The sequence below is a fragment of the Paeniglutamicibacter psychrophenolicus genome (assembly GCF_030812255.1).
Classification (GTDB): Bacteria; Actinomycetota; Actinomycetes; order Actinomycetales; family Micrococcaceae; genus Paeniglutamicibacter; species Paeniglutamicibacter psychrophenolicus_A.
Window position 1 is genome coordinate 265801 of sequence record NZ_JAUSSH010000002.1, and the last position, 25215, is coordinate 291015.

The following is a 25215-nucleotide window of genomic DNA, read 5'->3' on the forward strand; positions in this document are numbered from 1 at the left end:
GCGGGAGGGTGTTCAGCTACCAAATCTAGGGCACCGACGCGCTACCGGCGAGTTGGCCGGGTGCGCGCCCGCCGACGCGGTGCCGACTCCGCGCGGGCAACAGCTGCCCAACGGTGTTCCCCGCAGGTGGCGGGGGCGCGTGTGGATCCGCGCGGATCGTGCCGAAGCGAAGACGCCCAAGTGGGGGAGGTTCTACACAAGCAGTCGCGCCACCGGCGGGTTACACTGCAGTCGCCATCGGGTACCGACGCTGTCGCCCCCCCCCGATGGCGGCAAGCATTGCTTCAGTTTTGACCGAGCGTAAGGAAAAATTGTGAAAGCCCTTGTTTACCATGGACCAAACCAGAAATCCTGGGACGAAGTGCCGGATCCCCAAATCCAGGAACCCACCGACGTGATCGTCAAGATCGAAACCACCACCATCTGCGGCACGGACCTGCACATTCTCAAGGGGGACGTTCCGGCGGTGACCCCCGGGCGGATCCTTGGCCATGAAGGGGTGGGAACCATCACCGAAGTCGGTTCCGCGGTGACAAACCTTTCCGTGGGGGACCGGGTCATCCTCTCGTGCGTTTCCGCGTGCGGCCGTTGCGACTACTGCAAGAAGGGACTGTTCTCCCACTGTCTGGGAGAGGAGGGCGCCTCGGGGATCGGCTGGATCTTTGGACATTTGATCGACGGCACCCAGGCCGAATTCGTGCGTGTTCCCTACGCCGAAACCTCCGTCCACAAGATGCCCGAGGGGGTCAGCGCCCAGGAAGGCACGCTGCTTTCCGACATCCTGCCCACGGGCCACGAAATCGGTGTCCAATACGGCGCCGTCAAGGCCGGTGACGTGGTTGCCGTGGTCGGGGTGGGCCCGGTGGGGCTTGCGGCCCTCACCACGGCACAGCTGTACGGCCCCTCGCGCGTCATCGCGATCGATGTTGATGCCAACCGCCTGGAAGAAGCCAAGGCCTTTGGCGCCACCGACGGGGTCTTGTCAACGGATCCGGACTGGAAGGAACAGGTGCTGGCCCTGACCGACGGCCTGGGGGTGGATGTCGCCATCGAGGCCGTGGGCATCCCGCAGACCTTTGGCATGGTTCTTGACATGGTCAGGCCCGGCGGACACGTGGCCAACGTGGGCGTGCACGGCAAGAGCGTGGACCTGCCGATCGACCGCCTGTGGATCTCCAATATCACCCTCACCATGGGTCTGGTGAACACCAATACGACGGCCACGCTGCTCAAGCTGGTCGCGCAAAAGAAGCTCGCGGTCGACAGGTTCGTCAGCCACACCTTCAAGCTGCACGACATCGAGGCCGCCTACGACACCTTCTCCCGGGCCGCCGAGACCAAGGCGTTGAAGGTCATGCTCAACGCCTGAGGAAATGTCCACCGGGCACTGCCTCCACGGGGTGTGGACCAGCCGCTGCATGCGGCCGCTCCGCACCCCGTGGCGTTTGGAGCGGGACAGGCGGCTACGAATCCGCCGGCGTGTCCACGGACCTGGCCAGCACCGCCCGCGCATGGCGCAGCAGCGGCTCGTCCACCATCTGGCCTTCGAAGGTAAAGACTCCGGCGGCGTCCTTCGCCGCGGCGAGGATGCGCGTGGCCCGTTCGACCTCCTCGGCGGATGGAGCGAAAGCCTGGCGGATGACGGACATCTGGCTCGGGTGGATCGAGGCCTTGGCCCCGAAGCCCGAGGCCGCGGCGTCAACGGTTTCGCCGAGCAACCCGGCAAGATCGGGGATGTCGATGTAGACCGAGTCGATGGCCGTCTTGCCGTACGCGCCGGCGGCCAGCAGCACCTGGGACCGCGCATGCCGTGACACGTCCCGATAGGTGCCCGAGGCCTTGCGGGAGGAGGATCCGCCCAGGGAGGCCACGAGGTCCTCGGCGCCCCACATCAGCGCCACGACGTTGTCCGCGGCGGCGATCTTCGGCGCGTTGAGGATCCCCAGGGCCGTTTCGCACAAGGCGACCACATTGAATCCGGCGACGGCGGCCAGGTTCCCGGGGGTTTCGGTCTTGGCCAGCATGATGGTGCGGTACGCGGTCTGCTCGATGGCTGCCAGGTCCTCGGCGAAGTCCTCGGTGCCGACCGGGTTCACCCGCACGATGGTGCGTTCCGGATCCAGCGGGTTCTTGACCAGGGCCCGCCGGGCGGATTGTTTGTTGCCCGCGGCCACCGCATCCTCGAGATCCAGGATCACCGCGTCGGCGCGTTCGAGCGCCTTGGCATAGCGGTCGGGGCGGTCCGCCGGGCAGAACAGGATTGCCGGGCCCATGGTGAAGCTTTCCATGACTAGTCCTCTTCGCTGGGGTTCATGGATGCCGCGTGGGCGTCCCTGGTCCACATCATGCAGGTGCGGGTGGCGGTGGCCACCACGACGCCGTCCTGGTTCCGTCCGGTGTGCTTCATGGTGACGATGCCCTGCCCCGGCCGGGACTTCGAAAGCCGGATGTCGGTGACCTCGGTTTCGGTGTAGAGGGTGTCGCCGTGGAACATCGGGTGCGGGAACTTCACCCCGTCGATGCCCAGCTGGCCGATGATGGTTCCCTCGGTCATCTGCGGCACCGACTGCCCGATCATCGTTCCGAGCGTGAACAGCGAATTCATCAGTCGCTGCCCGAAGGGCTGGGTGGCGCTCCAGGCCGCATCCAGGTGCAGACCCTGGTTGTTCATGGTCAGCGAGGTGAACAGGACGTTGTCGGTTTCGGTGAGCGTGCGGCCGGGACGGTGGGCGTAGATGACGCCCTCGCGCAGTTCGTCGAGGTAGAAGCCGCGCTGTTCGATGCGTTCGGGGGTGGGGGTGCTCATGCGCTGTGCTCCAGATCGGTGAGGGGGACATCTGTGTCGGTGTTCCCGGGGTCTGCGTCCTCGATCTGGACCGTGGCAATGAGCTGGTTGGCCTTGACCAGGTCCCCGGCCTTCAGGTGGCTCATGGTCACCACCCCGTCGCCGGGCGAGAGCATCTGGTGTTCCATCTTCATGGCCTCGATGGTGGCCAGGATTTGCCCGGCCGCCACCTGTTCCCCGTCGTGGACCTTCACTGCGATGACGGTTCCGGGCATGGGGGAGCGGACCTCCGGGGAGAGGGCTCCGGCTCCGCGGTCCAAGGCTGCCAACTCGCGGGTGAGCACCTCGGTGCGGTCCAACGGGCGCACACCGGCGCTCCACCCGTCGTGGCTCAGCCAGATGGTGCCGTCGGCGGAGCGGGCCGTCGACAGGCGGTGCGCCAGCCCGTTCACGGAGAGGCGGCCCGGGCCGGCGGCCTCCACGAGGAACTCGGTTCCTTCGATGGTGATCACGGAGCCGCTGCCGGCGCGGAGGTGGGTGAGCGAGCGGATCTGCTGGTCGACCTCGAATTCCAGGGTGGTGCCCGCGTGGGCGCCCAGCCGCCAGCCGTCCGCCCGCTGCCAGGGGCCGTCCATGGCCCCAACGGGTTCACGGGAGAGATGTGCGGCCAGGGTCAGCTCCTCATCGGAGAGTGCCCGAAACGCCATGTCCGGCATCTTGCGGCCAATGAGGTTGGTGTCCAGGTGCCCAGCGGCCACGTCCGTATCGGTGATGAGCAGGCGCAGGTACTCGATGTTGGTCAGCACCCCCAGGATCACGGTGGAGGCCAGGGCCGCATCAAGGCGTGCCAGGGAGTCTGCGCGGTCCGTACCCCAGGCGATGACCTTGGAAACCATCGGATCGTAGAAGGAGGAAACCTCCAGCCCCTCGCGCAGCGAGGAGTCGACGCGGATGTGTTGGCCGGTGGCCTCGGTGAGAGCCAGGACGGTCCCGATGGAGGGCATGAAGTCGTGTGCGGGGTCCTCGGCGTAGACGCGTGCCTCGGTGGCGTGGCCGTGCAGTTGAACCTCATCCTGGGTGAAGTCCAGTTGCTCGCCGGCGGCGATGCGCACCTGCCATTGCGCCAGGTCGATGCGCCGGCCGTTGATGCGAACGACTTCCTCGGTGACCGGGTGCTCGACCTGCAGGCGGGTGTTCATTTCCATGAAGAAGAATTCGTCGGGCTTCTCGTCGCTGACCAGGAACTCCACGGTTCCGGCACCCACGTAGTCCACCGATTCCGCGGCGGCCACGGCCGCGGCACCGATCTCGGCGCGGATGCGTTCGCCTTCGGCATGGTTTTCCAGCAGCGGGGCCGGGGCTTCCTCGATGACCTTCTGGTGGCGGCGCTGCAGGGAGCATTCGCGCTCGCCGAGGTGCACGGTGTTGCCGTGCTTGTCGGCCAGGACCTGGACCTCGATGTGCCGGGGGTTGCGCACCAGGCGTTCGAGGAAGAGCGTGTCATCCCCGAAGGCGCTGGCCGCGGTGCGGCGGGCACTGGCCAGGGCCTCGGGCAGCTCGGTGGCGGATTCGACAACGAACATGCCTTTGCCGCCGCCTCCGGCCGAGGGCTTGATCAGCAGCGGGAACCCGACCTCGGCCGCGGCGGCCGTGAGTTCCCCGTTGTCCAGCCCGGCCTTGGCGATGCCCGGGACCACCGGGACGCCGTGGGAGGAGACGTGGTTCTTGGAGCGGATCTTGTCGCCCATGAGGTTGATGGAGTAGGCATCGGGCCCGATGAAGGTGAGTCCGGCATCCTCCAGGGCGCGGGCGAAGTCGACGTTCTCGGCCAGGAACCCGTAGCCCGGGTGCACGGCCTGGGCGCCGGAGCGGCGGCAGGCCTGAAGGATCGCGGGGATGCTGAGGTAGCTTTCGGTGGCCGCCCCTGGCCCGATGCGCACGGCAACGTCGGCCTCGGCCACGTGGAGGGCACCGGCATCGGCGTCCGAGTAGACGGCGACGGAGCGGATGCCCAGGGTCTTGAGGGAGCGGATCACCCGGACGGCGATCTCCCCGCGGTTGGCCACGAGCACCGTGTCAAAAAGTTTGTTCGTCACGATTGGTCCTTATCTGGAAACAAGTGATCTTGGGGGAGGAAAGAAGGCAGCGTGGGACCACTTACATGCGGAAGACGCCGAAGGAGGTCTCCGGCAGCGGTTGGCGGGAGGCGACATCAAGGGCCATGCCGAGCACCCGGCGGGTGTCTTGCGGATCGATGACCCCGTCGTCCCAGAGCCGGGCGGTGGAGTAGTAGGGGTTGCCCTGGGCTTCGTACTGTTCCTTGATCGGCGCCTTGAAGGCTTCCTCGTCCTCGGAGCTCCAGGTGTCTCCAGAGCCCTCGAGCTGGTCGCGCTTCACGGTCGCCAGCACGCTGGAGGCCTGGTTGCCGCCCATGACCGAGATCCGGGCCGCCGGCCACATCCACAGGAAGCGCGGCGAGTATGCGCGCCCGCACATCGAGTAGTTGCCGGCGCCGAAGGACCCGCCGATGACGACGGTGAACTTGGGGACCCGGGCGGTGGCCACGGCGGTGACCATCTTGGCGCCGTGCTTGGCGATGCCGTCGGCCTCGTAGTCGCGGCCCACCATGAACCCTGCAAGGTTCTGCAGGAACACCAACGGGATGCCGCGCTGGTCGCAGAGCTCGATGAAGTGGGCTCCCTTGAGCGCGGATTCGGAGAAGAGCACGCCGTTGTTGGCGATGATGCCGACCTTGTGCCCGTGGATGCGGGCGAAGCCGGTGACCAATGTGGTGCCGTAGTTGGCCTTGAATTCGTGGAATTCGCTGCCGTCCACGACCCGGGCGATGACCTCGCGGACGTCGTAGGGGGCGTTCACGTCGGTGGGCACCGTGCCGTAGAGCTCTGCCGGGTCTTCGAGCGGCTCGGCGACCTGCTCGGCGATGTCCCAGGCCGGGGCAGGGGTGGGCGGCAGGGTTTCGATGATGTTGCGGACGATCTGCAGGGCGTGCGCGTCGTTTTCGGCCAGGTGGTCGACGACGCCGGAGGTCTTGGCGTGCAGGTTGCCGCCTCCCAGTTCCTCGGCGGTGACGATTTCGCCGATGGCGGCCTTCACCAGGGGTGGTCCGCCCAGGAAGATGGTGCCCTGGTTGCGGACGATGACCGTTTCGTCGCTCATGGCCGGGACGTAGGCGCCTCCCGCGGTGCAGGAGCCCAGCACCGCGGCGATTTGCGGGATCTTGGCCGCGGAGAGGTTGGCCTGGTTGTAGAAGATGCGCCCGAAGTGGTCGCGGTCGGGGAAGACTTCGTCCTGCATGGGCAGGAAGGCACCGCCGGAATCCACGAGATACACGCAGGGCAGCCCGTTATCCATCGCGATTTCCTGGGCACGCAGGTGCTTCTTCACGGTCATCGGGAAGTAGGTGCCGCCCTTGACGGTGGCGTCGTTGGAGATCACCAGGACGTGGCGTCCGTGCACCAACCCGATTCCGGCGATCATGCCGGCCCCGGGGCAGTCCCCGCCGTACATGTCCTCGGCCGCGAGCGGTGCAATTTCGAGGAAGGGGGAGCCCTCGTCGAGCAGGGTGTTGACGCGGTCGCGCGGCAGGAGCTTCCCGCGGTCCAGATGGCGCTGGCGTGACTTTTCCGATCCGCCCAGTGCGGCGCGTGCCAGGCGCTCGCGCAGTTCGGCAACGAGCAGGGTTTGTTCGGCCGCGTTCTTCAGGAACGCGGGGCCGGTCGTGTCAATCGTGCTGGACAGGGCTTCCATGGATCCTCTTTCGACGCTGAAAAGTTTGGGGGTGGCATGTCAGTGGGCGGAGGCAACGGGGATTCCCGGCGGTTCGCTGACGAGGTGCACCGGTGGGCGGATGAAGTCGATGCCCTCGAGCATGGAGGGGTCGGCGGAGAGGATCTTGCAGGCCATGGTGACGAAGTTGTGCTGGACATCGGCCAGCGGCAGTCGTCCGTCGGGGCGGTACCAGTGGGCCACACCGGTCCCCATTTCCATCAGGGCCAGACGGGCCATGGTGGCGTCCTCCGTGGCGAAGTCCCCGACGCGCAGGCCGCGTTCGACCACCTGGGCGAAGAAGGACTCGTAGTCGTCGCGCAGCTGCTGCATGGAGGTGCGGTTTGCCGCGGAGAGTGCGCGCATTTCGTACTCGGCCACGCGCGCGGTCAGTGGATTGGCGGCGGTGAAACCGATATGGGAGGAGACCAGGGCCGCCAATTGGATGGTCGGTTCGGCGCTGATGCGAAGTGCGTGGGATCCGGAGGAGATCATTTCCTCCAGGCAGCCGCGCATGACCTGCACCAGCAGATCTTCCTTGCTCCCGGCGTAGTGGTAGAGCGTGGCCGAGTTGATGCCGGCGGCGGCCCCCAGTTCGCGGATGCCGGTGGCGGCGAAACCCTGCCGGGCGAAGAGCATGACGGCCGCCTGCTGGACCTTCCCGATGTTCACCATGTTCTCCATTGCCGAGATAACGCCGGAGTCAATCAACCGATTGACTCTCTGTCTATAGCAAACACCGTGATGCGGCACACTGTCAATCACTTGATTGGGAAATGCGTGGGGCTCCGAAGCTGGCTGCACAGTGCTCGCACCCGTGTCGCGCTTCGGTGGAGGCAGGGCCGGCGGCAGATATCTTGTGTCGTGAGTCGACACGCGATACAATCTGTTATGATCGTCAGTTTCCGGCATAAGGGGCTGGAAGCGCTCTATCGCGACAATTCCAACAAGGGTGTCCAGCCCGCGCATGCGGCAAAACTCGTCCGCATCTTGGGTGTACTCGATGTTGCGCAGACGCCAGCTGACCTTGCCATTCCCTCGTTCCGCACCCATGAGCTTAAGGGTGACCTTGCCGGACACTTCTCGATCTGGGTCAACGGCAACTGGCGTGTGACATTCCGATTTCTTGGGCAAGACGTCGAACTCGTTGGCTATCAGGACTACCACTGAAGGAACAGCACCATGATGAAGAACCCACCACACCCGGGTGAGATCATTCGCGAGGACGTGATCGCCGGACTTGGCCTCACCGTTGCGGAAGCCGCGCTCAGGTTAGGTGTCGCTCGCGTGACCCTGAGCAGAGTAGTCAACGGTCGTGCCGGCATCAGCCCGAATCTGGCCGTCAGGTTGGAACTTGCCGGAACCGGTACAGCCCGGGGCTGGCTCGTCATGCAGGTGAACTATGACCTCGCTCGGGAGCTGGAAGGCAAGACGCACCTTGTGAAGCCGCTTGACGCTGCCTGAATTGCATGAAAACACGGGCACCTTCCACGCCTCTTGAGTGATGTGGAGAGTGCCCGTGTTTGACGGATGTCCCAGCGACACCCGATGCTGTTTGGCCTACAGTGCCCGCAAGATAACTGCGCTGCCCTGCCCGCCGCCGCCGCAGATGCCGGTGGCGCCCACGGAGCCGGCACCGAGCTCGGCCAGCTGGCGGGCCAGGGTGCCGATGATGCGTGCGCCCGAGGCGCCGATCGGGTGGCCCAGGGCAATGGCCCCGCCCTTGGGGTTCACGATTTCCGGATCGATGCCGAGCTTCGCGGTGGAGCGCACGCCCACGGCGGCGAAGGCCTCGTTGATTTCCACGGCCTTCAGGTCCGCCGGCGCAATGCCGGTGCCCTCGAGCGCAGCCAGGATGGCGTTGGCCGGCTGCTCGTGCAGCAGCACGTCCGGACCTGCCACCAACGCGTGGGAGACGATCTCGGCAATCGGGGTGATTCCCAGGCGTTCCGCGGCGGCCTTGCTGACCAGCACCAGGGCGGCGGCGCCGTCGGTGATCTGCGAGGCGTTGCCGGCGGTGATGGTGCCGTCCTTGGAGAAGGCCGGGCGCAGCTTGCCCAGGGATTCGGCGGTGGTGTCGGCGCGGATGCCGTCATCGGCGGAGACCACGGTGTCCCCGCGCCGGGAGGAGATGGTGAACGGTGCGATTTCCCCGGCGTGGAAGTCGGCGGCGGCTGCTGCCAGCTGGTGCGAGCGGGCGGAGAAGGCGTCCTGCTCGGCGCGCTTGATGCCCATGGCGGTGTTGCCGTCCTCGGTGGAGGAGCCCATGGAGCGGGCCTCGAAGGCGTCGGTGAGCCCGTCGAATTCCAGGGTGTCGATCATTTCGATGGCACCGTACTTGGTTCCTGCGCGGGCGCGCTGTACGTGGGGTGCCAGCGACATGGACTCCTGCCCGATGGCGACCACCACGTCGGCCTCGCCGGCGTCGATCATGCGGGTGCCCGCCACGACGGCCTCGGTGCCCGAAAGGCACACCGCGTTCAGCGTCAGGGCCGGGACGTTGAAGCCGATGCCGGCCCCCACGGCGGACTGGCGTGCCGGGTTCTGCCCGGCACCGGCCTGCAGCACCTGTCCGGCGAAGACCCGCTGGACGTCCTCGGCGGGGATTCCGGCGCGCTCGAGGGCGGCGGCGGCCGCGTGGGCCCCCAGTGCCGTGCCGGGGACGGTGGCGAAGGCCCCGTTGAAGCGGGCAAACGGGGTGCGGGCGTACCCGGCGATCAATGCGCTCATGCTGCTGCTTCTTCCTGAAGGTCTACGGTGAAAGCGGCCCCGGTGGCCTCGGTGAGGGATGCGATGGTGATGCCGGGCGCCATGGCCCGCAGCACCAGGGCGGAATCAACCACGTCGAACACGGCGCGGTCGGTGATGATTCGATCCACCACGCCGACCCCGGTCAGCGGCAGGTCACAGGTCTCGACGATCTTGGGGGACCCGTCCTTGGCGACGTGGTCGGTGATGACGATGACGCGCGGGGTGCCGGCGACCAGGTCCATGGCGCCGCCCATGCCCTTGACGAGCTTGCCGGGGATGGTCCAGTTGGCCAGGTCCCCGTTGGCGGCAACCTGCAGGGCACCGAGGATCGCGGTTGCCACGTGCCCGCCGCGGATCATGCCGAAGGAAGTCGCCGAGTCGAAGTAGCTGCCGCCGGGCAGCAGGGTGACGGTCTGCTTGCCGGCGTTGATCAAATCTGCGTCCTCTTCGCCCTCGTAGGGGAAGGGGCCCATGCCCAGCAGCCCGTTCTCGGACTGCAGGGTGACGTGCACGCCCTCGGGCAGGTTGTTGGCCACCAGGGTCGGGATCCCGATGCCCAGGTTCACGTATTGGCCGTCGGTCAGTTCGCTGGCGGCAATTGCTGCCATTTCATCGCGTGTCCACATGGTTTCTATGCCTCCTGGCGGACGCGCACGGTCCGCTGTTCGATGTCCTTGGTTCCGTCGGTCTGCACGACGTGCTGCACGAAGATGCCCGGGGTGTCCACGAGCGACGGGTCCAGGTACTCCTCGTGGATGGTTTCGACCTCGGCAAAGGTGATGCGGCCTGCGGCGGCAACCAGCGGGTTGAAGTTCCGTGCGGTCATCCGGTAGCGCAGGTTTCCCTCGCGGTCTGCCTCGTGGGCCCGGACCAGGGAGATGTCGGCAACGATGCCGCGTTCCAAGATGGCGGTCCGGCCATCGAATTCCATGGTTTCCTTGCCCTCGGCCACCGGGGTGCCCACGCCGGTGGGCGTGTAGAAGGCGGGGATGCCGGCGCCGCCGGCGCGCAGGCGCTCGGCCAGCGTGCCCTGGGGGACGAACTCGACCTCGAGCTCGTTGTCCAGGAACTGCTGGGCGAAGAGCTTGTTCTCGCCCACATAGGAGGCCAGGACCTTGGAGACCTGCTTGTTTTCCAGCAGGATTCCCAGACCCTTGCCATCCACGCCCATGTTGTTCGAGACGATGGTCAGCCCGGTGGCGCCCGAGTCTCGGAGGGCGGTGATCAGGCGGGTGGGGATTCCACTGAGCCCAAAACCGCCCACCGCGATGGTCATGCCGTCGCGCACGGTTGCGGCCAGCGCCGCAGCGGCGTCGCCGATGACTTTCGTTGCCATGGTTCTCCTTATGTCGTCCACGATGTGGATTGATGCGGTGTCTTGGCCCTACTGTAATGATTCGGTGTTAAATCGGTCAACGGGTCGAGTCAATGTGACCTGCATTGCTCGATGGGTGGCTGATTGGATGAATCCTGTCCATAATATGAACATGAATAATTCGTTTCCCGGCGCCCAGGTGGTGGGCAGGATGGCGGCGGTGCTGCGTGCCGTCAGCACCGCGATGCCCAGGGGCGTCTCCACCGCCGAGGTGGCCCGAGGCACCGGCCTGGCGCGGCCCACCGTGCACCGCCTGCTCGCGGCACTGACTGCCGAGGGTTTTTGCGACCACGACAACAGGGAGGGCTTGTGGCTGCTGGGCCCGGAAATGTATCTGATGGGGACCGTGGCGGCCGAACGTTACGACATCACCGACATCGCCCGTCCCCATGTCGCCGCGTTGGCCGACGCCACGGGTGAAAGCGCGTTTCTCTCGGTGCGCCGAGGTGATGAGACGGTCTGCCTGCTGCGGGCCGACGGGGCATTCCCGATTCGATCCTTCGTGCTCTATGAGGGCAAGCGCTTCCCGCTCGGCGTGGCCTCCGCAGGGTTGGCGATCCTGTCGTTCCTGCCCGAAAAGACCATTGAGCGTTACCTGGAAGGCCGGGACCTGGCGACCGAGCATGGGAACGACCACGCGCCCGAGCCGTTGCGCCGGCGCATCGCCGAGACGCGGGAGCGCGGCTGGGCAGAGAATCCCGCGCTGATCGTGGAGGGAAGCTGGGGAATGGGCGCGGCGGTCTTTGATGCCGCCGGACAGCCAGCCTGGGCATTGAGCCTGACGGGCGTGGAATCGCGGTTCTCGCCCGAACGCCGCCCCGAGATGGGTCGGCTGCTGCTGCACCATGCGCACGAGCTGAGCAAGGAGTTGCGCGGCGAGCGATTGTAGTTGTTCCACTTTATTTCGCGGGATGTAGCAGACGGCATGGTCGCTGAGTGTTGCTCAGAAAATTCCTTCTGCAGTGGTTGGTCAATAGGGTTCTATCGGCTGCGCGCATCAAGGGACGCCGGACCGCCTACTGATCCAGGAGCTGGAATTCGCGGGCGGCATCAACGCATTGCTGGCGGTTGGACACGCCAAAAGTGACGAACAGGCTCTTGAGGTACCACTTGACCGTGTTGATACCAATGTACAGAGCCTGGGCGATTTCCCGGTTCGAGAGGCCGCGCTCAACCAGGGTCAGGATTTCCTGTTCCCTTTCGGAAAGCACCGGAGCACCTCGCCTGCCCGGCACCAATGCTGCAGTTGCCGGCTCCGTGAAGTCATGGGCCACCGCAACTGCACCTCCTCCGTCCCGTCCGAAGATTTTTCCAAGTTCCAGGATTCGTCCAATGAAGGCATGGATCGCTGCTGTGTCGTTGGGAACCCACGCCCCCGATTCCACAGCGCCCGATAGCGAGCGGAGAAGCTCGCGGCAATTCTGCCGGCGCTCGACCAGCACCATGGGCAGATCCAAGCTGTGGGAAATGACCAGGACGTCCTTGAATTCCGCCTCGGCCTCTTCTTGATGCCCCGCTGCCTGCAACGCTTCTGCCAGTGCCAACCGGGCATACAGAATCTCGTACTCGTTTCCATGCGCCCGGCGACGAGCCAACAACTTCACGGCAAGAGCCGCTGTGGTTGTTGCACTACCGGGCCGGCCGGAGAGCAGCATGGATGCAAGGGTTGCAAGTTCCCGGGAGTCGTCCGCTGCATCGGTGATGTGTGGGTAGGCGAACGCGGTTCGGCCGTCGTCTTGCCACGGGAAGCCCAGATTGGCCCTGTCGGCCATGAGCCGGGTGGACAGCCGCGGAAGATCCAAGGCCGCCGCAATCTTTTCACCAGCCTCGATGGCCTGGGTGGCCCCTTCCACATCACCCCGCAAGACCCGTAGCCTGGCAAGTGTGCTGTAGGTGGCCATCATGAAGTCAGCCACACCTGCGTGGGCGCCCAATTCCTGGGCTTCGACAAGCAACTTTTCCGCTTCGCCAAAGGCACCGCGCAAATACAACAGTTCCCCAAGCAGCCCACCGGCCAACTTGGCGGCATGCGACTGTCGGCCGGCGGAGCGGCGTCCCAACTCCAGGGCATCTTCCAGATGCCGTTGGGCGGTGTCGATATCCAATTGGGCGAATGCGGCAAGACCGGCAAAACAGTGGCCGTAAACCTCGCTGAAGGGACCCGAGGTTTGGTCGTGAGCCATGCGGGCCGCATCCTGCGTGGCCAATGCCGCAGCGAAGCTCCCCTTTTGAAGTTCTGCATAGGTGACAATGTTGGCCGCAACCGAAACGATCCAGGGCCGCAATGGTTTTGTCGACTCGAGTACCAACACCCTCAAATCATTGGTGGGTACTATCTGGTCCGCGTACATTTCAAGGCAACGACGGACTACCAAGGCTTCCAGCCTCAGTTCTTCCTGATCCTCGGTCCCCAGCCCGCTATCCGGCCCCAACAAGATCTCAGCCTGCTCGAGGGCGATGCGGGATTCTTTCGGGAAGTGCAACAGGCAATTGGCCCAGGCAATTGCCATCTGGAGTCTTGGCCTTGGTTCGACGCGGGAGGCCGGCAGCTTCTCCACCATGGCGAGCAGCGTCGACATTTGGGAGTGTTCGACCTTGAGCATTGCGTCGGACTCGACGACGTCAACAGCAAACTCGATATCTCCGGCAGTCAGGGCGTGGTCGACGGCCTCGCTGGTGTGGTTGTGCTCGGCATACCAATGTGCCGCTTTTCGGTGGAGCTCGGCAACCCGATCGGGTTCGTCACGCTCGAGCCTCTTCCTCAGATACTCCACGAAAAGGTGGTGGTAACGATACCAGGATCCGTCCACGTCCAAGGGCTGCAGAAAAAGGTCGCGGGCCTGGACCTCCTCGAGCATGGCCTGGCCGCGCCGGACGCCGGAAAGGGTGGCGGCAAGATCGGCGCAGGTCCGTTCCGTGATGGAGGTGCTGAGCAGGAAATCCAGGACCTCGGGTTCCAAGGTGTCCAGGACGTTCTCCGCAAGGTATTCGCCGATGGCCTGGTGCCTGCCGGAAATCTTCCGCACGATTCCGGAAACGTCGCTTTGCCCGCGTAATGACAGGGAGGTCAATTGCAGTGCGGCGGCCCACCCGTCCGTTGATTCAAGGAGGGAGTCGATGTCATCGTTGGTGAGCTCAAGTCGGTTGATTCCCACGAGCAGCTGCCAGCTTTCGCGGTGGTCGAAACGCAGTGACGTCGCATCCACCTCAACCAGCTGGTCGCGGACACGCAGGCGCCCCAAGGGGAGCCCATTGCGGGTGCGACTGGTGATCACAAATCGGAGGCTCTCCGGTCCCTCGTCCAGCAATCGTTCAAGTACCGCGAGGGTGCGAGGGTCGAGGATGCGGTGCCAGTCGTCGAGTGCAATGACGGTAGAACGCCCACTTTCGGCTAAGGCGTTGATGATCGAGGGAACCACATACTTCTCCGCATCATCGGGGCGCTCCTGGAGAAGTTGGAGCAGCTGTGGATCCAGTTCCGCTCCGGCCTTGAGCAGGGACTCGATCAAATGCGACATGAACCAAATAGTGTTGTTGTCGTCCTTGTCCAAGGAAAACCAGGCAACGGCAAAGTCGGCGTGGGCGAGCTCGGCCACCCACTGGGCGGCAAGCGTTGACTTCCCGTACCCGGCAGGGCCATGCAGGAGAGCCAGCCGCTTGTTGCCACCTGCAGCAAGAGAAGCGGTTAGGCGCTTGCGCTCCACCCAGCTCATCACCGGGGTTGGCGGCTGGAATTTCGTAGCCGCAGTTGGCGGGCCCAGAGGCATTTGCTGGCTCTCCTCGATGCACGTCGCCCACCCAACTTGCGACTGCAGGATGGATTCGACCGGAAATACACATATGTAATGTGACTTAGATCATGCTACCAGTTTGCGGGTGGGAGAATCCGTAATGTGTCGTGCCCGTGGGGCCCTGCCTTGCTTGTGCCACCAAGCAAGTCATCCGCCCGGCACCACGAGCTCCGCACCGAACGACACCCCAGCCTGAGACTGGGAAATCCTTACTTGAAACCCGCCATGAGGGTGATGACATCTTCCGGCACCGCCGTGGCAGGCAGTTGGGAAAAATAGAATCCAGTGGCGGGAAGCGGCGAGGAGACCGTGCTCCAGAATCCGTCGCCCAACACCTGGCCATCGGTCTCCGGCTCCCTGAACGCGACGGAATCCTCCGACCGGATCCCCAAGGTCCAACGATAGTTTTCGGCCACATTGATGATGGGGGTGTAGACCTCGAGTCCCACCGCGGGAAGCTGCGAGACTCCCACAGGCGTCCGGTCGTCGAGCAAGACCCCGGCAATCGGAAGTGCCGAGAAATTCCGCAACCAATCGGCGACGTACATCGAGGCGTTCTCCGCATCGTCGGCATCCAGGTCCGCGGCGTCGTCCTTCCCGGAGAAAGCATGTGTGGTGGCCAACCAGGCCATGGGCGACGGGACATGCAACACCACGGCCTCCCGTTGTGTCTGCGAAAACGTCTTGGCGATGTCCATGACGATCCCAAGGGTTTGTGCATCAGCCAACATGGTCCGCAGCGCAAAGCCCGTCCGGCTTCTGGCCGACATGTCGTCTTGCAGGGATTGGCTGGTTGCTGTTCGGTGCCCATAGAACCGGTCGAGGTGAAGCAAAGCTGCATCCGGCTTGAGCAGCCCCTGCGCCTGCCCCATGAAGTTGGCGTAGGCCATGGGATCCTCCCACGGGATCGGACGGTTTTGCAGTATCACCGCCTGGGAGTAATCGAGGTGGTCAAGAATCACTGCATGCTTCCGGCCGGATTGCGGCTCGGCGATGACATTTGCCAGATTCACGGTATTTGCTCCTTTCCTTGCTGGGGCCTTGCTGGATGTTTGGGTGACGGGAAATGGTGCCTTCCGCCGCGGCCGTGGCCGGGGGCGGAAAGGCACCACTTCACCGATGAAGCGAGGATCAGGACTTGTGGACCACGGTTTCCCCGTACTTCGCCTCAAGCTCGCGAATCCTCTTGTTCTGGGCTTCGATCTTCAGCACGCGGCGGTCCGGGATCATGACCAGTGGGATCTCGCTGAGCTTCCCCTTTACCCGCTGTGGTTCCTGCCCGCCCCAGTGGGTGGCGAAGACTTCTTCATCGTTGTCCTGGCCCCACGAGCCGTAGTAGAGCAGATCCGCCGGTGGTTCCTCCGTGACAAACTCCTTGATGAACTCCCTGAACGGCGTGCCGCGGGCGATGCGGCGCTTGCGGGCCTCGACCCGCGCTGCCTCCGTGGCTTGCACATCGACAACGAAGGTCTCCGGGTTCCAGACCACTGCGTACAGGTCCGTGGCAACCTGGGCGGAAATCCTGTCGAGCTGCAGGTCGGCCGCCACCAGCTCAGGGTCGCGTTCCAGGACGTCGCCGTAGCCTCCGCCAGAGCCCTGGGAGATCATGTACAGCTCTCCCTCCTTGGCTACATCGAATTGCAGACCCATGTGGGCGCTCTGGTAGGAGCCGCCCTCGTAGGGCTGCTCGTTCATGATGCGTTCGATCGACAAGTCGAACTGCGAGGGATCCTTGCGGATGATGTCGTAGATGTTGATTCCCTTGACGATCGACAGCGGGTACGCCGGGCAGCCGTAGCCACCAAACATTCCGGTGATCGAGGAGAACTTGGATCCGGAGGTCACGGTCATGAATCCCCAGTTGGGAGTGCCGCGGGAGGCAACGATCATCTCGTATCCCATGCCGCCGCGGTACTTTCCGAAGCCCTGGTTGTCGCGCACCAGCCGCTTGGACACCAGCTGCAGGAATGGAACTTCTTCCTCCATGACCTCCTGTTCGGCGATGTCGGCCATGGCACAGAACAAGGGGGCCACCGCGTCTTCGCCGTCACGGAAGGCCTTTGCCCCGCCGCCCATCCCGTTCAGGTCGGCACACAGGTTGCCCACCTGCTCACCATGCTGGGTGGTGCCGCCCCACAGGAAATCATTGATCTGGTTGAACCAAGGGGCAATCACATTCGAGTACTTCTTGGGGGCGGAGAACTGCAACTTGGCATATGCGGTCTGCAGCGCCGAGAAGCCCCGGAACGAGCCCTGCAAGGACTGTCCCACAGGTGCGTCGTAGCCGGCATCTGCCCACGAATGCTCCTCGGAGATCACCTCGATGGGGGACAGCGCGCCGGTGCTTCGCGGCAGGTCGGGCCACCAATAGGAGAGGATCGCCTGGGTCATGAAGGCCTTGGTGGATCCCAGCGGGGAGTTGATGGCCCGATTGAGGATCTCCGGGCCGGTGCCCGTCAAATCGACGATCAGCCGGTCTCCCTTGACCGTGATCTTGCAGGCGAACTTGATAAGGATGTTCTCCTTCAACGTGGAATCCATGAACTGGTTGAAGGTGACCGTTCCGTCGGGCAGTTCCTTGATGCGGCGGCGCACCTCGGCCTCGACATTTTCCACGGTGACTCGCAGCGCCGCCACGAATGCCTCCTGGCCCACCTCCTCGATGATCCGGTCCACGGACTCGATGACCCGGCGGACGGCGCCCATCTTTACCTTGATGTCCGCAAGCATCAGTTTCGGGTCACGGGTGGAATGCTGGAGGAAGGTCAACAGGTCGCGGCGGAGATGACCGCCCTCCACGATCTTGATGGGGGAAGCACGCAATCCGTCATCGAAGGGGGTCTCCGAACCCGAGGGCATGCCGCCGGGTTCGCAGGCGCCGTTCTCGCCCTCGTGGATGGTGGCCCCTACCCAGGCAATGATCTGGCCATCGCGCATCACGGGCACGAGCATTGACTGGTCGGTGTTGTGCACCATGCCGTAACGCGAGTCGTTGTGGAAGAATCCGTCACCCGGATTGATGCCCACGGTCGGCTCGTCCTTCCAGTTCTTCATGATGTAGCGGATCGGGTGGTGCAGGACCGCGGAGAAGGCGATCACGCCGCGGTTGGACAGGTAGGTCACATCCCCTTCCGCTGTGTACACGGCCACCGAAAGGTCGGCCCACTTGGCGCCGGGAGCAGCGCCCATGCTCTCGCACATTTCGAAGGCCTCGTCCAGGGAACCGGCCAGGCGCTTGCGGATCCGGTCCGTTTCAAGCGGGCTGACGCCCTTGGCGATGCATTCGTCTTCGTAGGCGGTGCGTTCGTGGATTTGGTGGCTGCGCATGATCTCCGGGTCGGGGCCCAGGAACAGCGTGGTCTCGTCCATGAATTTGTCGACCCACTGCTGTTCCTGTGTGCTCAGGATCCCTTGCGCGTTTCCGGTGTCATTGGTTGTCAGCGTCATTGCTCTCAAACTCCCTGGAATTGAAGATTGGTGGTCACGTCGGTTGTATTGGTGAGGTCATTGAGCAGCCAGACCGCGCCCTGCGGGGTTGGCTCAAGGCGCCACCCGGGTTCCACGAGGTAGGTGGTGCTCTCCGTGGTGACCAGTGCCGGGCCGTTGATCACGTAGTGGCTCTTGAGCGAGCTGGTGTCGTAGATCGGCGTATTTACCGGATCCTCCTCATCGGTGAAGTGGATGGTTCGTTCGGCGACGGCCACCGGTTCGATGCGACGGGTGCCGTTGGATTCGAGTGATTCGAACTGGACTACATCCCCTTCGACGTAGGAGGCGACCCGGACCGTTTGCACGCGTACCCCGGCCTCGGGTGCTTGGGTGCCTTCGCCATAGCGGTCGCCGAAGATGTCGGCGAATGTCTTGATCAGGTGCAGCACGTCCCCGGTGCCGTTGACGCGGTTGATGTCGAAGGCCACTGCAGTGGTCACCAGCTGGTTGCCGTAGCGCATGTCCATCTCCAGGCGGTACTTGACCGAGTCACGGTCATACCCCTGGCGAACCAAGTCTTCGGCGCCCTTCTTCTCGAGCTCCTCGATGTAGCCGTTGATTGCGTCATACTCGGTGTAAAGACTGCGTTCCAGGGCGTCGTAGAGCACGATGTAGGCACTGCGTTCGTGGATGTGCAGCGGCTTCATGTTCCCCGCGCCCAGGGCGGAGAACACTGAGGCAAAGGGTGGGAAGAGGATCTTGCTGATGCCGGCACGGGACGCGATTCCGCAGGCATGCAACGGGCCGTTGCCGCCGTAGGCCAGCATGGTGTAGTCCTCGACCAAGCCGCCGCGGGTGCGCAGTTCCTTCTCGATGCCGATGGCCATTTCCTCGTCGACCGTGCGCTTGATGATCTTGGCGACCTGGATTGCTTCAAGATCCAGCTCGTCGGAGAAGGCTTCCTCGATCGCATAGGCTGCTCGCTTCTTGTTCAGCGGGATGTAGCCGTTGGCGTAGTTCTCCGGGTCGAGATATCCCAGCACCAGGTCGGCGTCGGTCACGGTGGGCCGCAGGCCTCCGCGGTCGTAGCAGGCAGGTCCCGGGTCGGAACCAGCGGATTCGGGACCGATCTTGATGGCCCCGTGGATGCGGTCATAGGAAGCGATGGAACCGCCTCCGGCACCCAGGGTGTTCAGGTGGATCATGGGAGCCGAGACCATCCAGCGGCCAATGGTCGGCTGGAAGTCGTAGTGCTTGATGCCGCCTTCGGGAACCAGTCCGATGTCGAAGGAGGTCCCGCCCATGTCCATGGAGACCACGTTGCCCAGCCCCGTGGTTTCCGAGAGGTGCTGCGCACCTCCGACGCCGGCGATGGGACCCGAGTGGATGGTCTGCAGCGCATCGGTGGAGTTCGGCTGGGCCATGCCGCCGGAGTTGTGGATCACCAGCATGGGCTTGTCGTAGCCCGATTCGCGCAGGTTGCTGGAGAGCTGGTTCAACGCGTGGAACATGGTTTCGTGAAGGAACGCGTCCACCACCGTCGACATCGCTCGGATGTATTCTCCCTTGCGCCCGGAGACCTGGCTGCTGAGCAACACCGGGATCGATCCCAGCTCATGGGCCGGGTATTCCTCGAGGATGATCTCCAGGATTCTTTCCTCGTGCTCGGAGTTCTCGGTGGCGTTGGTCAATGCCACGACGATGGCTTCGGCCCCGTTGTCGACCAGCTCGCGGACCTGCTGGCGTACATCTTCGTACATCAAGGGGACCAGCACGGTGCCGATGGAATCGACGCGTTCCTTGACGGAACGCACCAGGTGGCGAGGGACAAGTGGTTCAGGGCGTTGTGCGTCGGCCATGTCGCCCTGCTTCAGGGGGTCGAGGCCTTCACCGTAGCCGCGTCCGCGGGAAAGGTGGATGGTGTCCTCGAAGCCGTGGGTGACCAAGACCCCGACACGGGGTCCAACACCTTCGATCAAGGCGTTGGTTCCCAACGTGGTCGCGTAGCGTACGGAGTCGACTTCCTTCAGGGCCTGCTGGCGGCTGACTCCGGCTCGAGAGCATGCCAGGTCCAAGGCTTCATTGAAGCCCAGGGCAAGGTTGTGGTGGGTGGTCAGGGCCTTTGACTCGACATAGATGTCGTCCCAGACGAAAAAGCAGTCACTGAACGTGCCACCGATGTCAACAGAAATGCGTTTCATGTCCTGTTTGCTCCTTTTGGAATTCTGGCTTAGCGATGCGAATGGTTGTGGTGGCCCTCGTGCGTCGAGCGCATGTCGGTGACGGCGTTTTCGCCCGGACCGTAGTCGACAACGAGTTCGGGGTCTTCCCCGCGTTCCTCCCACTGCGTACGCAGTGCATCGATGTCCCAGATCATGTCGATTGTCGGCGGGTGGCCAGGCGGAAGATACTCGGTCTCCATCTGCGTGCCGCACTTTGGGCAGCAGTATTCGAGGATGCGGCAGTAGGCGGGATCCGGGGAAAACGTGAACTCGTACTTCTCCGGGTCGATGATCGGGGGGTGGATCTCCCGGGGATCGCGGTCGAAAACAAGGGTGCCTTCCTTGTAGCTGCCGCGGGCGTCACCGAGGTTGTGGCCGCACGGGCGGCACACCCACTGCTCGGTGGAAAGATCGATGTAGAGGTATTCCGTCATGGGGACGCGCATGGTCGATGCCTGGCTTTCTGTCTTGGTGGTTCAAAGGCGAAGGGAAGGGAATGATCAGTGGCCTACTGCGAGTCGGAAAGCAGCAGGTCGCCTGCGGCGGAAATGTCGAGGACCCAACCGGCAGGAACCCGGGCCGTGAAGAACGGTCCCTCCACGATGGCCGGCCCCGCAGCTGTCGCTCCGGGAGCCTGCTCCTCGAGCTGGTACACCGGGATCTGCTCAACCGAATCGGCCGAGGACCGGACCGAGCGGGTTCCCTCAGCCACCGCCTCGCTCTTTGACTGTTTGTGGTTGCTCGGCAGCGTCGGGTGTGGGAGGGCAAACGTGCATTTCAGTGAGAGCAATGCCTTCTGGTCGTCCGATATCTGCGGGGTTGAGGTTTCGTCGAATGGCGAATCCTTGGCCATGGAACCATCTGCGTTTTCAATGACAAGCGTCCAGTCAAGGCCGCATTCAGTGATTGTGTGTCCCTCCTGGAACATGTCACGGGCCGCGCGTCCCTCCATCTCCAGCCTTGCCTCATCGATCTGTGCGGCGGATGCCCCGGTGATGTCGGTTTCATAGGTTTGTGAGATATCCGAGAAACTGATCCCGAAGGCTGAGAACACCGCAGCGAGGCGCGGGATCAGCACGTGGCGGACTCCCGCGATCCGGGCCGCGAGGCATGCGCTCATCGGTCCGCCGCCACCGAACGCGGCAACTGTCGTCGTGTCCGCGTCCTGGATCGCGCCGGAGAATGCCGAAGCCATCTGCTCGGCGTAGGTCCGCTCCATGCGAATCAGGGCCTCGTCGAGGCTGATGCCCAAGGGCTCGGCAACGGTCGAGGTGATGACCGCCCTGGCGCGCCCGGCATCCAGCTTCATTTCCCCATTGAGGTAGGTGGCGGGATCGAGCACACCCAGCAGCAGGTTGACGTCGGTGATGGTTGCCTGGCGGCCGCCGAACCCGAAACAAGCCGGCCCGGGTGCCGCGCCCACGCTGTCGGGGCCAACGGTGATCTCGCCGTTCTGCACGGCGATGACAGAGCTTCCGCCGATGCCCTTGGAGTGGACGTTGCTCATCTCGTAGGAAATGGGCACACCCTTCACGCTTCCGCGGCGGTCCGTGGAGATTTCCGAGTTCAGTACCGATCCGACGTCCGTGGTGGTCCCACCCACGTCGATCATCAGCACGTGCTTGAGCCCGTAGGCATCTGCCAGGGCCCGGGTTCCTTCAAGTCCGCCGCGCGGGCCCGAGGAGTAGGTCTTCAGTGCCACCGACTTGGCCACGCGGGAGGAGGCCCCGTCGTTGCGGTAGATCAGCAGTGGGTTCTTGACCTTGTAGGAGCGCAGCCGGTGCTCGGCGCTGTAGAGGAAACGTTCGACGGTGGGGTGGAGGAAGGAATTGATGATTCCAGACCAGATCCGGCGGCTGCGCAAGGTGTCGGAGGTGAATTCCCAGGAGAAGAGCACCGGGACCGATCCGAGCAGATGCCGGGGGAAGTTCTTCAACATCGCACGCTTGTAGAGCTTTTCGCGGTCAGGGTCCACTGCGGCAACGACCAGGCGTTCAGCGCCGGCCGTGGTGAGGCGGTTGATCTCGGTAACCAACAACCGGGCGCGGGATTCCTCGTCGCCGTCCACGGGAAGCAAGCTCACCCGTTCCCCGATCAGGTCGTCAAAGAGCCTGATTTCTTCGGGACCTTTGCGCAACTCAGCCATGAGATTGGGGTCGTCGGTGATCAGGCCGATGCGTGGGCCCTTGCCCTGGACCAAGGCGTTGGTGCCCTGGGTCGATGAATAGCGGATGTGGCGCGTGGAGTGGAGCAAGGACGGAAGGTCTTCCTGCCCGTAGATGGTGGTCGAGGCCTTGGCCAGGCCATCGAAGAGACACTGGGACAGGTCGGCCGGGGTTGTCAGCGTCTTCGTGAAGGTGAAATCGGTGCCGCTGCCGACGACGATGTCGGTCAGGGTGCCACCGTTGTCAATGTTGATCAAACGTTCCATGGAGTCTCCCAAAGCCTGGCATGTGATGTGAGTCATATGCGGTTGTGTTTGATCAGTCTGCACTGCAGGTCGGGGTGGACCGCTACTACCCGCAGGGGTGGTCTTTAGGGGTGGGCCCAAGCCCCAGATGGGTGGATTGAGCTACCCACCCGGGTGGAACAACGCGGGTGGTGTGGCAGTGGAAGCGTAGGCTAACGGTCGACGAGATGTTCCGGCGATGGTCCCGTCCAAGCGTGGGCATGCTTGGTCGGCGAGATGAAAGGGCATGACGATTACTGTTCGCTATGCCGGCCAGCCGCCCGGAGATGATTATCGCCTTTCGCTGCTGGGTGAGGCAGCTGCGCTGACTTCTGAAAGGTTTTTTGCGCCCAGGACAGCCGGGAGGGTTTGTGGCTATCGGGTCCCGAAATGTACCTCAAGGGAAGGACCGTGGTCCCGACCAATTGCGCCGGCGAATCGCCGAAACTCGGGAGCGCGGCTGGGCAGAGAATCCCGCGCTGATCGTGGAGGGAAGCTGGGGAATGGGCGCGGCGGTCTTCGACGCCGCCGGCCAGCCGGCGTGGGCGCTGAGCCTGACGGGCGTGGAATCGCGATTCTCGCCCGAGCGCCGCCCCGAGCTGGGACGGCTGCTTCTTCACCACGCCCACGAGCTGAGCAAGGAGTTGCGCGGCGAAAAGTCGCAACATGTTCGGTGATGTTCTGCGTTTTCACTTTCGACCCCATCAGAAACCACGGCTGTCGTGAGGAGCGTTAGTTGTCTTCCATGGAGCTTCCCGGAAGGTGCAAGCCCGGCCAAGGCAGGTGAAGGTAGGTAGGAGGACCCTTGGTCCGGCGACGCACATTTCTGGTACGTGGGATTGCCGGTGGCGAATCAGATGTGGTTGAAGCGGGCATGCAGCCGGACCACTCACGATGAGCGTCCCTTGGTCCTGAATGATGTGACCGACAGTGGGACTGCGGTGCAAGTTCAACCTATCGAAACAACATTTCCTCAGAGACCGGCCCGGTCAAGGCGTTCAATCAAGCTGACCTTGCGGGCATGCTCATGCCGCAAGTCAAAGATGCGCGTCTTGAATACTTCAAGCCCTCCTTGTCGTTCTGCGATCGCGTGCAAATCGGTGAGCAGTGTGGCGGCGGCGCCATAGTCGGTTGGCTTGCGGGTGGCGATCAGCGCATCCACGCGGGACCATGCGGCATCCCCGGTCGATGCCAGCGCATTGAGCCGCCCTTCGCGCAGCTTTGCTTGCTCTTGCTCCCGACGTGCTTCGGTCTCGGCGCGTTCCGCGGCCCTGCGTCGCGTTCGTTCCCGGCGCACTTGCGCGGTCATCTCGAACAGGGCGGCGACGGTCCTGCGGCTTGGGGCGGGGGCTTCCGGGGCGGAATCGTCCTGGTACAACCGTAGTAACTCGGCAGCCACCCCGGTTGCCTCGCCCTGCAAGATGCGCAGCAAATAGAGGTTCTTCCCTGTTTCCGAAAGGTTTTCCACCCAGGTGCTCAGCGCCCGAAGGTCTTTGCGGGCGGTCTTTACGGTCGATGAAGTCCGAGCCGCGGTTTCGAGGAGGTCCTCGTCGACGCGGAGGAAATCGGCCAGCGACCGTTGTGCCGAGCTCAGATTTCCCAGGCCGGGCGGAACCGGCGGTTCAAGTTCGTCTTCGACCATTTCCGGGTCGAGATCCCACATGCTGCGGGAAGCCAGCCAGCCGAGGTAGAGCGGGCGAAGGTCTCCCGCTGCTAGTTCGGCACGGATTCCGACAAGGGACGACAGCTGTCCCGAGCCGTCGTCGTCGTAGTCGTACTCGCCTACTTCATCCTCGCTGGTGAAGTCGAGCACGGTGAACTCACCCGCAGTCCGGGAGACTGCCTGGTCATCACGGCAATACGCTCCGGCAGTTGCGGGATCCAGCAGCGTGCGCGGCAGACGGAACATCACCCTGCGCGTGCCCCAGCTGGACACATACAGGTGGGCGTCATAGTAACGTTCCATCAGCTTGTCCGGGTTGCCGCGGAAATTGCCCCACTCGTATTCGTTGGTGAAACAGGTAGCCGTGATCCGCGCCCGGGTGGACAACGATCTGACGTCATTTTGCTCGTCACGGGTCAGGGGTCGGTCAAGGGCGAGGAACTCGTAGTACTGGTACTCGCTCATTGCCATTCTTCCCCGCCGGCGTCCCCGTAGGGCTTGGCCACGAACGCCGAGTCCATGCCCATGTGGAAGAAGATGTGCCCCTGGAGGGTCTCGTCGTCGAACAGGACCGCCCAGCCCCGTCCGCCGGCTTCATCTCCATCGTCATCGCCGGCCCAGGAAAACTCGACGCCAGCTTGGCCGTCCCGCTGGAACGGGCGGCAATCCATCCAGCCGCGCACGACGATGAAACCGAACTCTCCCTGGCGATCCCCGGAAAATTGGATATATCCCGGTTGGACCAAGTCGATGGCCTCGGCATCCCATGCGTCCATCTCGGTGATTCGCCAACGGCCGGACAACAGCGAGGAAGACCTCGAATGATCTTGATTCATGGCAACCAGAGTATCGGCCCTGACTGTCGGTATGGACCTCCACGCAATGTTGTCGGACTTCAGCGGATTTGTGGATCCGGAGATCCAGCGAAAACTTGCCTTCAAACCTGGTGCGGGATATCGGGACA

21 protein-coding genes are annotated in these 25215 nt (G+C 63.8%); 5 read left to right on the top strand and 16 right to left on the bottom strand.

What is annotated here, in order from left to right:
• Positions 1-313 precede the first annotated feature (313 nt).
• Complete coding sequence (locus tag J2T21_RS04290) at positions 314-1369, top strand: zinc-dependent alcohol dehydrogenase family protein (RefSeq protein WP_307578844.1); 1056 nt, start codon at positions 314-316, stop codon at positions 1367-1369.
• A gap of 94 nt (positions 1370-1463) precedes the next feature.
• On the opposite strand, the gene J2T21_RS04295 is transcribed toward J2T21_RS04290, so the two are convergent.
• From J2T21_RS04295 to J2T21_RS04315, 5 genes are read right to left on the bottom strand one after another with little or no spacing between them, the layout of a single operon-like run.
• Positions 1464-2288 carry an HpcH/HpaI aldolase/citrate lyase family protein gene (locus tag J2T21_RS04295; RefSeq protein ID WP_307578846.1) on the bottom strand — a complete coding sequence of 275 codons (825 nt, stop codon included), beginning with the start codon at positions 2286-2288 and terminating at the stop codon, positions 1464-1466.
• A 2-nt stretch (positions 2289-2290) separates the two neighbouring features.
• Positions 2291-2806 carry a MaoC family dehydratase gene (locus J2T21_RS04300; RefSeq protein ID WP_307578848.1) on the bottom strand — a complete coding sequence of 172 codons (516 nt, stop codon included), beginning with the start codon at positions 2804-2806 and terminating at the stop codon, positions 2291-2293.
• Positions 2803-4884, bottom strand: coding sequence for an ATP-binding protein (locus J2T21_RS04305; RefSeq protein WP_307579547.1), 2082 nt, complete (start codon positions 4882-4884; stop codon positions 2803-2805). Before J2T21_RS04305 ends, J2T21_RS04300 begins: the two co-directional genes overlap by 4 nt.
• A 58-nt stretch (positions 4885-4942) precedes the next feature.
• A complete protein-coding gene (locus J2T21_RS04310) occupies positions 4943-6553 on the bottom strand; it encodes a carboxyl transferase domain-containing protein (RefSeq protein ID WP_307578850.1) in 1611 nt (536 codons plus the stop codon).
• 39 nt (positions 6554-6592) lie between these two features.
• The gene (locus J2T21_RS04315; protein ID WP_307578852.1) at positions 6593-7243 is read right to left on the bottom strand and encodes a TetR/AcrR family transcriptional regulator; all 651 of its coding nucleotides are present in this window, start codon (positions 7241-7243) and stop codon (positions 6593-6595) included.
• A 219-nt stretch (positions 7244-7462) separates the two neighbouring features.
• Between J2T21_RS04315 and J2T21_RS04320 the strand changes: the two genes are divergently transcribed.
• Together J2T21_RS04320 and J2T21_RS04325 are read left to right on the top strand one after the other, a co-directional pair.
• Positions 7463-7741 (top strand): type II toxin-antitoxin system RelE/ParE family toxin, encoded by a 279-nt coding sequence (locus tag J2T21_RS04320; protein ID WP_307578854.1) that lies wholly within the window; start codon positions 7463-7465, stop codon positions 7739-7741.
• 12 nt (positions 7742-7753) lie between these two features.
• Entirely contained in the window at positions 7754-8035 is a 282-nt protein-coding gene (locus J2T21_RS04325; RefSeq protein WP_307578855.1) for a HigA family addiction module antitoxin, read from the top strand.
• A 96-nt stretch (positions 8036-8131) separates the two neighbouring features.
• Here J2T21_RS04325 and J2T21_RS04330 read toward each other — a convergent pair whose 3' ends face one another.
• From J2T21_RS04330 to J2T21_RS04340, 3 genes are read right to left on the bottom strand one after another with little or no spacing between them, the layout of a single operon-like run.
• A complete protein-coding gene (locus J2T21_RS04330; RefSeq protein WP_307578857.1) occupies positions 8132-9301 on the bottom strand; it encodes an acetyl-CoA C-acyltransferase in 1170 nt (389 codons plus the stop codon).
• The gene (locus J2T21_RS04335) at positions 9298-9948 is read right to left on the bottom strand and encodes a CoA transferase subunit B (protein WP_307578859.1); all 651 of its coding nucleotides are present in this window, start codon (positions 9946-9948) and stop codon (positions 9298-9300) included. The genes J2T21_RS04330 and J2T21_RS04335 overlap by 4 nt, the downstream gene beginning before the upstream one ends.
• A gap of 5 nt (positions 9949-9953) precedes the next feature.
• A complete protein-coding gene (locus J2T21_RS04340; protein ID WP_307578861.1) occupies positions 9954-10658 on the bottom strand; it encodes a CoA transferase subunit A in 705 nt (234 codons plus the stop codon).
• A 151-nt stretch (positions 10659-10809) separates the two neighbouring features.
• Here J2T21_RS04340 and J2T21_RS04345 point away from each other — a divergent pair, with 151 nt between their 5' ends.
• Entirely contained in the window at positions 10810-11586 is a 777-nt protein-coding gene (locus J2T21_RS04345; protein WP_373457889.1) for an IclR family transcriptional regulator, read from the top strand.
• Positions 11587-11713: 127 nt separating this feature from the next.
• On the opposite strand, the gene J2T21_RS04350 is transcribed toward J2T21_RS04345, so the two are convergent.
• From J2T21_RS04350 to J2T21_RS04375, 6 genes are all read right to left on the bottom strand, one after another.
• Positions 11714-14464 carry a helix-turn-helix transcriptional regulator gene (locus tag J2T21_RS04350; RefSeq protein WP_307578863.1) on the bottom strand — a complete coding sequence of 917 codons (2751 nt, stop codon included), beginning with the start codon at positions 14462-14464 and terminating at the stop codon, positions 11714-11716.
• Between the two features lie 233 nt (positions 14465-14697).
• Entirely contained in the window at positions 14698-15501 is an 804-nt protein-coding gene (locus tag J2T21_RS04355) for a hypothetical protein (protein WP_307578865.1), read from the bottom strand.
• Between the two features lie 118 nt (positions 15502-15619).
• The gene (locus J2T21_RS04360; RefSeq protein ID WP_307578867.1) at positions 15620-17935 is read right to left on the bottom strand and encodes a hydantoinase B/oxoprolinase family protein; all 2316 of its coding nucleotides are present in this window, start codon (positions 17933-17935) and stop codon (positions 15620-15622) included.
• Between the two features lie 5 nt (positions 17936-17940).
• On the bottom strand, positions 17941-20118 hold the full coding sequence (locus J2T21_RS04365; protein WP_307578869.1) for a hydantoinase/oxoprolinase family protein: 2178 nt from the start codon (positions 20116-20118) through the stop codon (positions 17941-17943).
• A gap of 29 nt (positions 20119-20147) precedes the next feature.
• A complete protein-coding gene (locus J2T21_RS04370) occupies positions 20148-20585 on the bottom strand; it encodes an acetone carboxylase subunit gamma (protein WP_307578872.1) in 438 nt (145 codons plus the stop codon).
• 62 nt (positions 20586-20647) lie between these two features.
• Positions 20648-22570 carry a hydantoinase/oxoprolinase family protein gene (locus J2T21_RS04375; RefSeq protein WP_307578874.1) on the bottom strand — a complete coding sequence of 641 codons (1923 nt, stop codon included), beginning with the start codon at positions 22568-22570 and terminating at the stop codon, positions 20648-20650.
• 389 nt (positions 22571-22959) lie between these two features.
• Here J2T21_RS04375 and J2T21_RS04380 point away from each other — a divergent pair, with 389 nt between their 5' ends.
• Complete coding sequence (locus J2T21_RS04380) at positions 22960-23265, top strand: IclR family transcriptional regulator domain-containing protein (protein ID WP_373457890.1); 306 nt, start codon at positions 22960-22962, stop codon at positions 23263-23265.
• Positions 23266-23561: 296 nt separating this feature from the next.
• Here J2T21_RS04380 and J2T21_RS04385 read toward each other — a convergent pair whose 3' ends face one another.
• Together J2T21_RS04385 and J2T21_RS04390 are read right to left on the bottom strand one after the other, a co-directional pair.
• Positions 23562-24716, bottom strand: coding sequence for a hypothetical protein (locus J2T21_RS04385; RefSeq protein ID WP_307578877.1), 1155 nt, complete (start codon positions 24714-24716; stop codon positions 23562-23564).
• Positions 24713-25087: a hypothetical protein gene (locus J2T21_RS04390; protein ID WP_307578879.1), complete on the bottom strand. Its 375-nt coding sequence runs from the start codon at positions 25085-25087 to the stop codon at positions 24713-24715. The genes J2T21_RS04385 and J2T21_RS04390 overlap by 4 nt, the downstream gene beginning before the upstream one ends.
• Positions 25088-25215: the final 128 nt, after the last annotated feature.

Excerpts from the sequence above, each read along its gene's own strand:
- J2T21_RS04295 (WP_307578846.1), bottom strand. The coding sequence starts at position 2,288 with ATGGAAAGCTTCACCATGGGCCCGGCAATCCTGTTCTGCCCGGCGGAC.
- J2T21_RS04300 (WP_307578848.1), bottom strand. The coding sequence starts at position 2,806 with ATGAGCACCCCCACCCCCGAACGCATCGAACAGCGCGGCTTCTACCTC.
- J2T21_RS04310 (WP_307578850.1), bottom strand. The coding sequence starts at position 6,553 with ATGGAAGCCCTGTCCAGCACGATTGACACGACCGGCCCCGCGTTCCTG.
- J2T21_RS04320 (WP_307578854.1), top strand. The coding sequence starts at position 7,463 with ATGATCGTCAGTTTCCGGCATAAGGGGCTGGAAGCGCTCTATCGCGAC.
- J2T21_RS04325 (WP_307578855.1), top strand. The coding sequence starts at position 7,754 with ATGATGAAGAACCCACCACACCCGGGTGAGATCATTCGCGAGGACGTG.
- J2T21_RS04330 (WP_307578857.1), bottom strand. The coding sequence starts at position 9,301 with ATGAGCGCATTGATCGCCGGGTACGCCCGCACCCCGTTTGCCCGCTTC.
- J2T21_RS04335 (WP_307578859.1), bottom strand. The coding sequence starts at position 9,948 with ATGTGGACACGCGATGAAATGGCAGCAATTGCCGCCAGCGAACTGACC.
- J2T21_RS04340 (WP_307578861.1), bottom strand. The coding sequence starts at position 10,658 with ATGGCAACGAAAGTCATCGGCGACGCCGCTGCGGCGCTGGCCGCAACC.
- J2T21_RS04345 (WP_373457889.1), top strand. The coding sequence starts at position 10,810 with ATGAATAATTCGTTTCCCGGCGCCCAGGTGGTGGGCAGGATGGCGGCG.
- J2T21_RS04350 (WP_307578863.1), bottom strand. The coding sequence starts at position 14,464 with ATGCCTCTGGGCCCGCCAACTGCGGCTACGAAATTCCAGCCGCCAACC.
- J2T21_RS04360 (WP_307578867.1), bottom strand. The coding sequence starts at position 17,935 with ATGACGCTGACAACCAATGACACCGGAAACGCGCAAGGGATCCTGAGC.
- J2T21_RS04365 (WP_307578869.1), bottom strand. The coding sequence starts at position 20,118 with ATGAAACGCATTTCTGTTGACATCGGTGGCACGTTCAGTGACTGCTTT.
- J2T21_RS04370 (WP_307578872.1), bottom strand. The coding sequence starts at position 20,585 with ATGCGCGTCCCCATGACGGAATACCTCTACATCGATCTTTCCACCGAG.
- J2T21_RS04375 (WP_307578874.1), bottom strand. The coding sequence starts at position 22,570 with ATGGAACGTTTGATCAACATTGACAACGGTGGCACCCTGACCGACATC.
- J2T21_RS04385 (WP_307578877.1), bottom strand. The coding sequence starts at position 24,716 with ATGAGCGAGTACCAGTACTACGAGTTCCTCGCCCTTGACCGACCCCTG.
- J2T21_RS04390 (WP_307578879.1), bottom strand. The coding sequence starts at position 25,087 with ATGAATCAAGATCATTCGAGGTCTTCCTCGCTGTTGTCCGGCCGTTGG.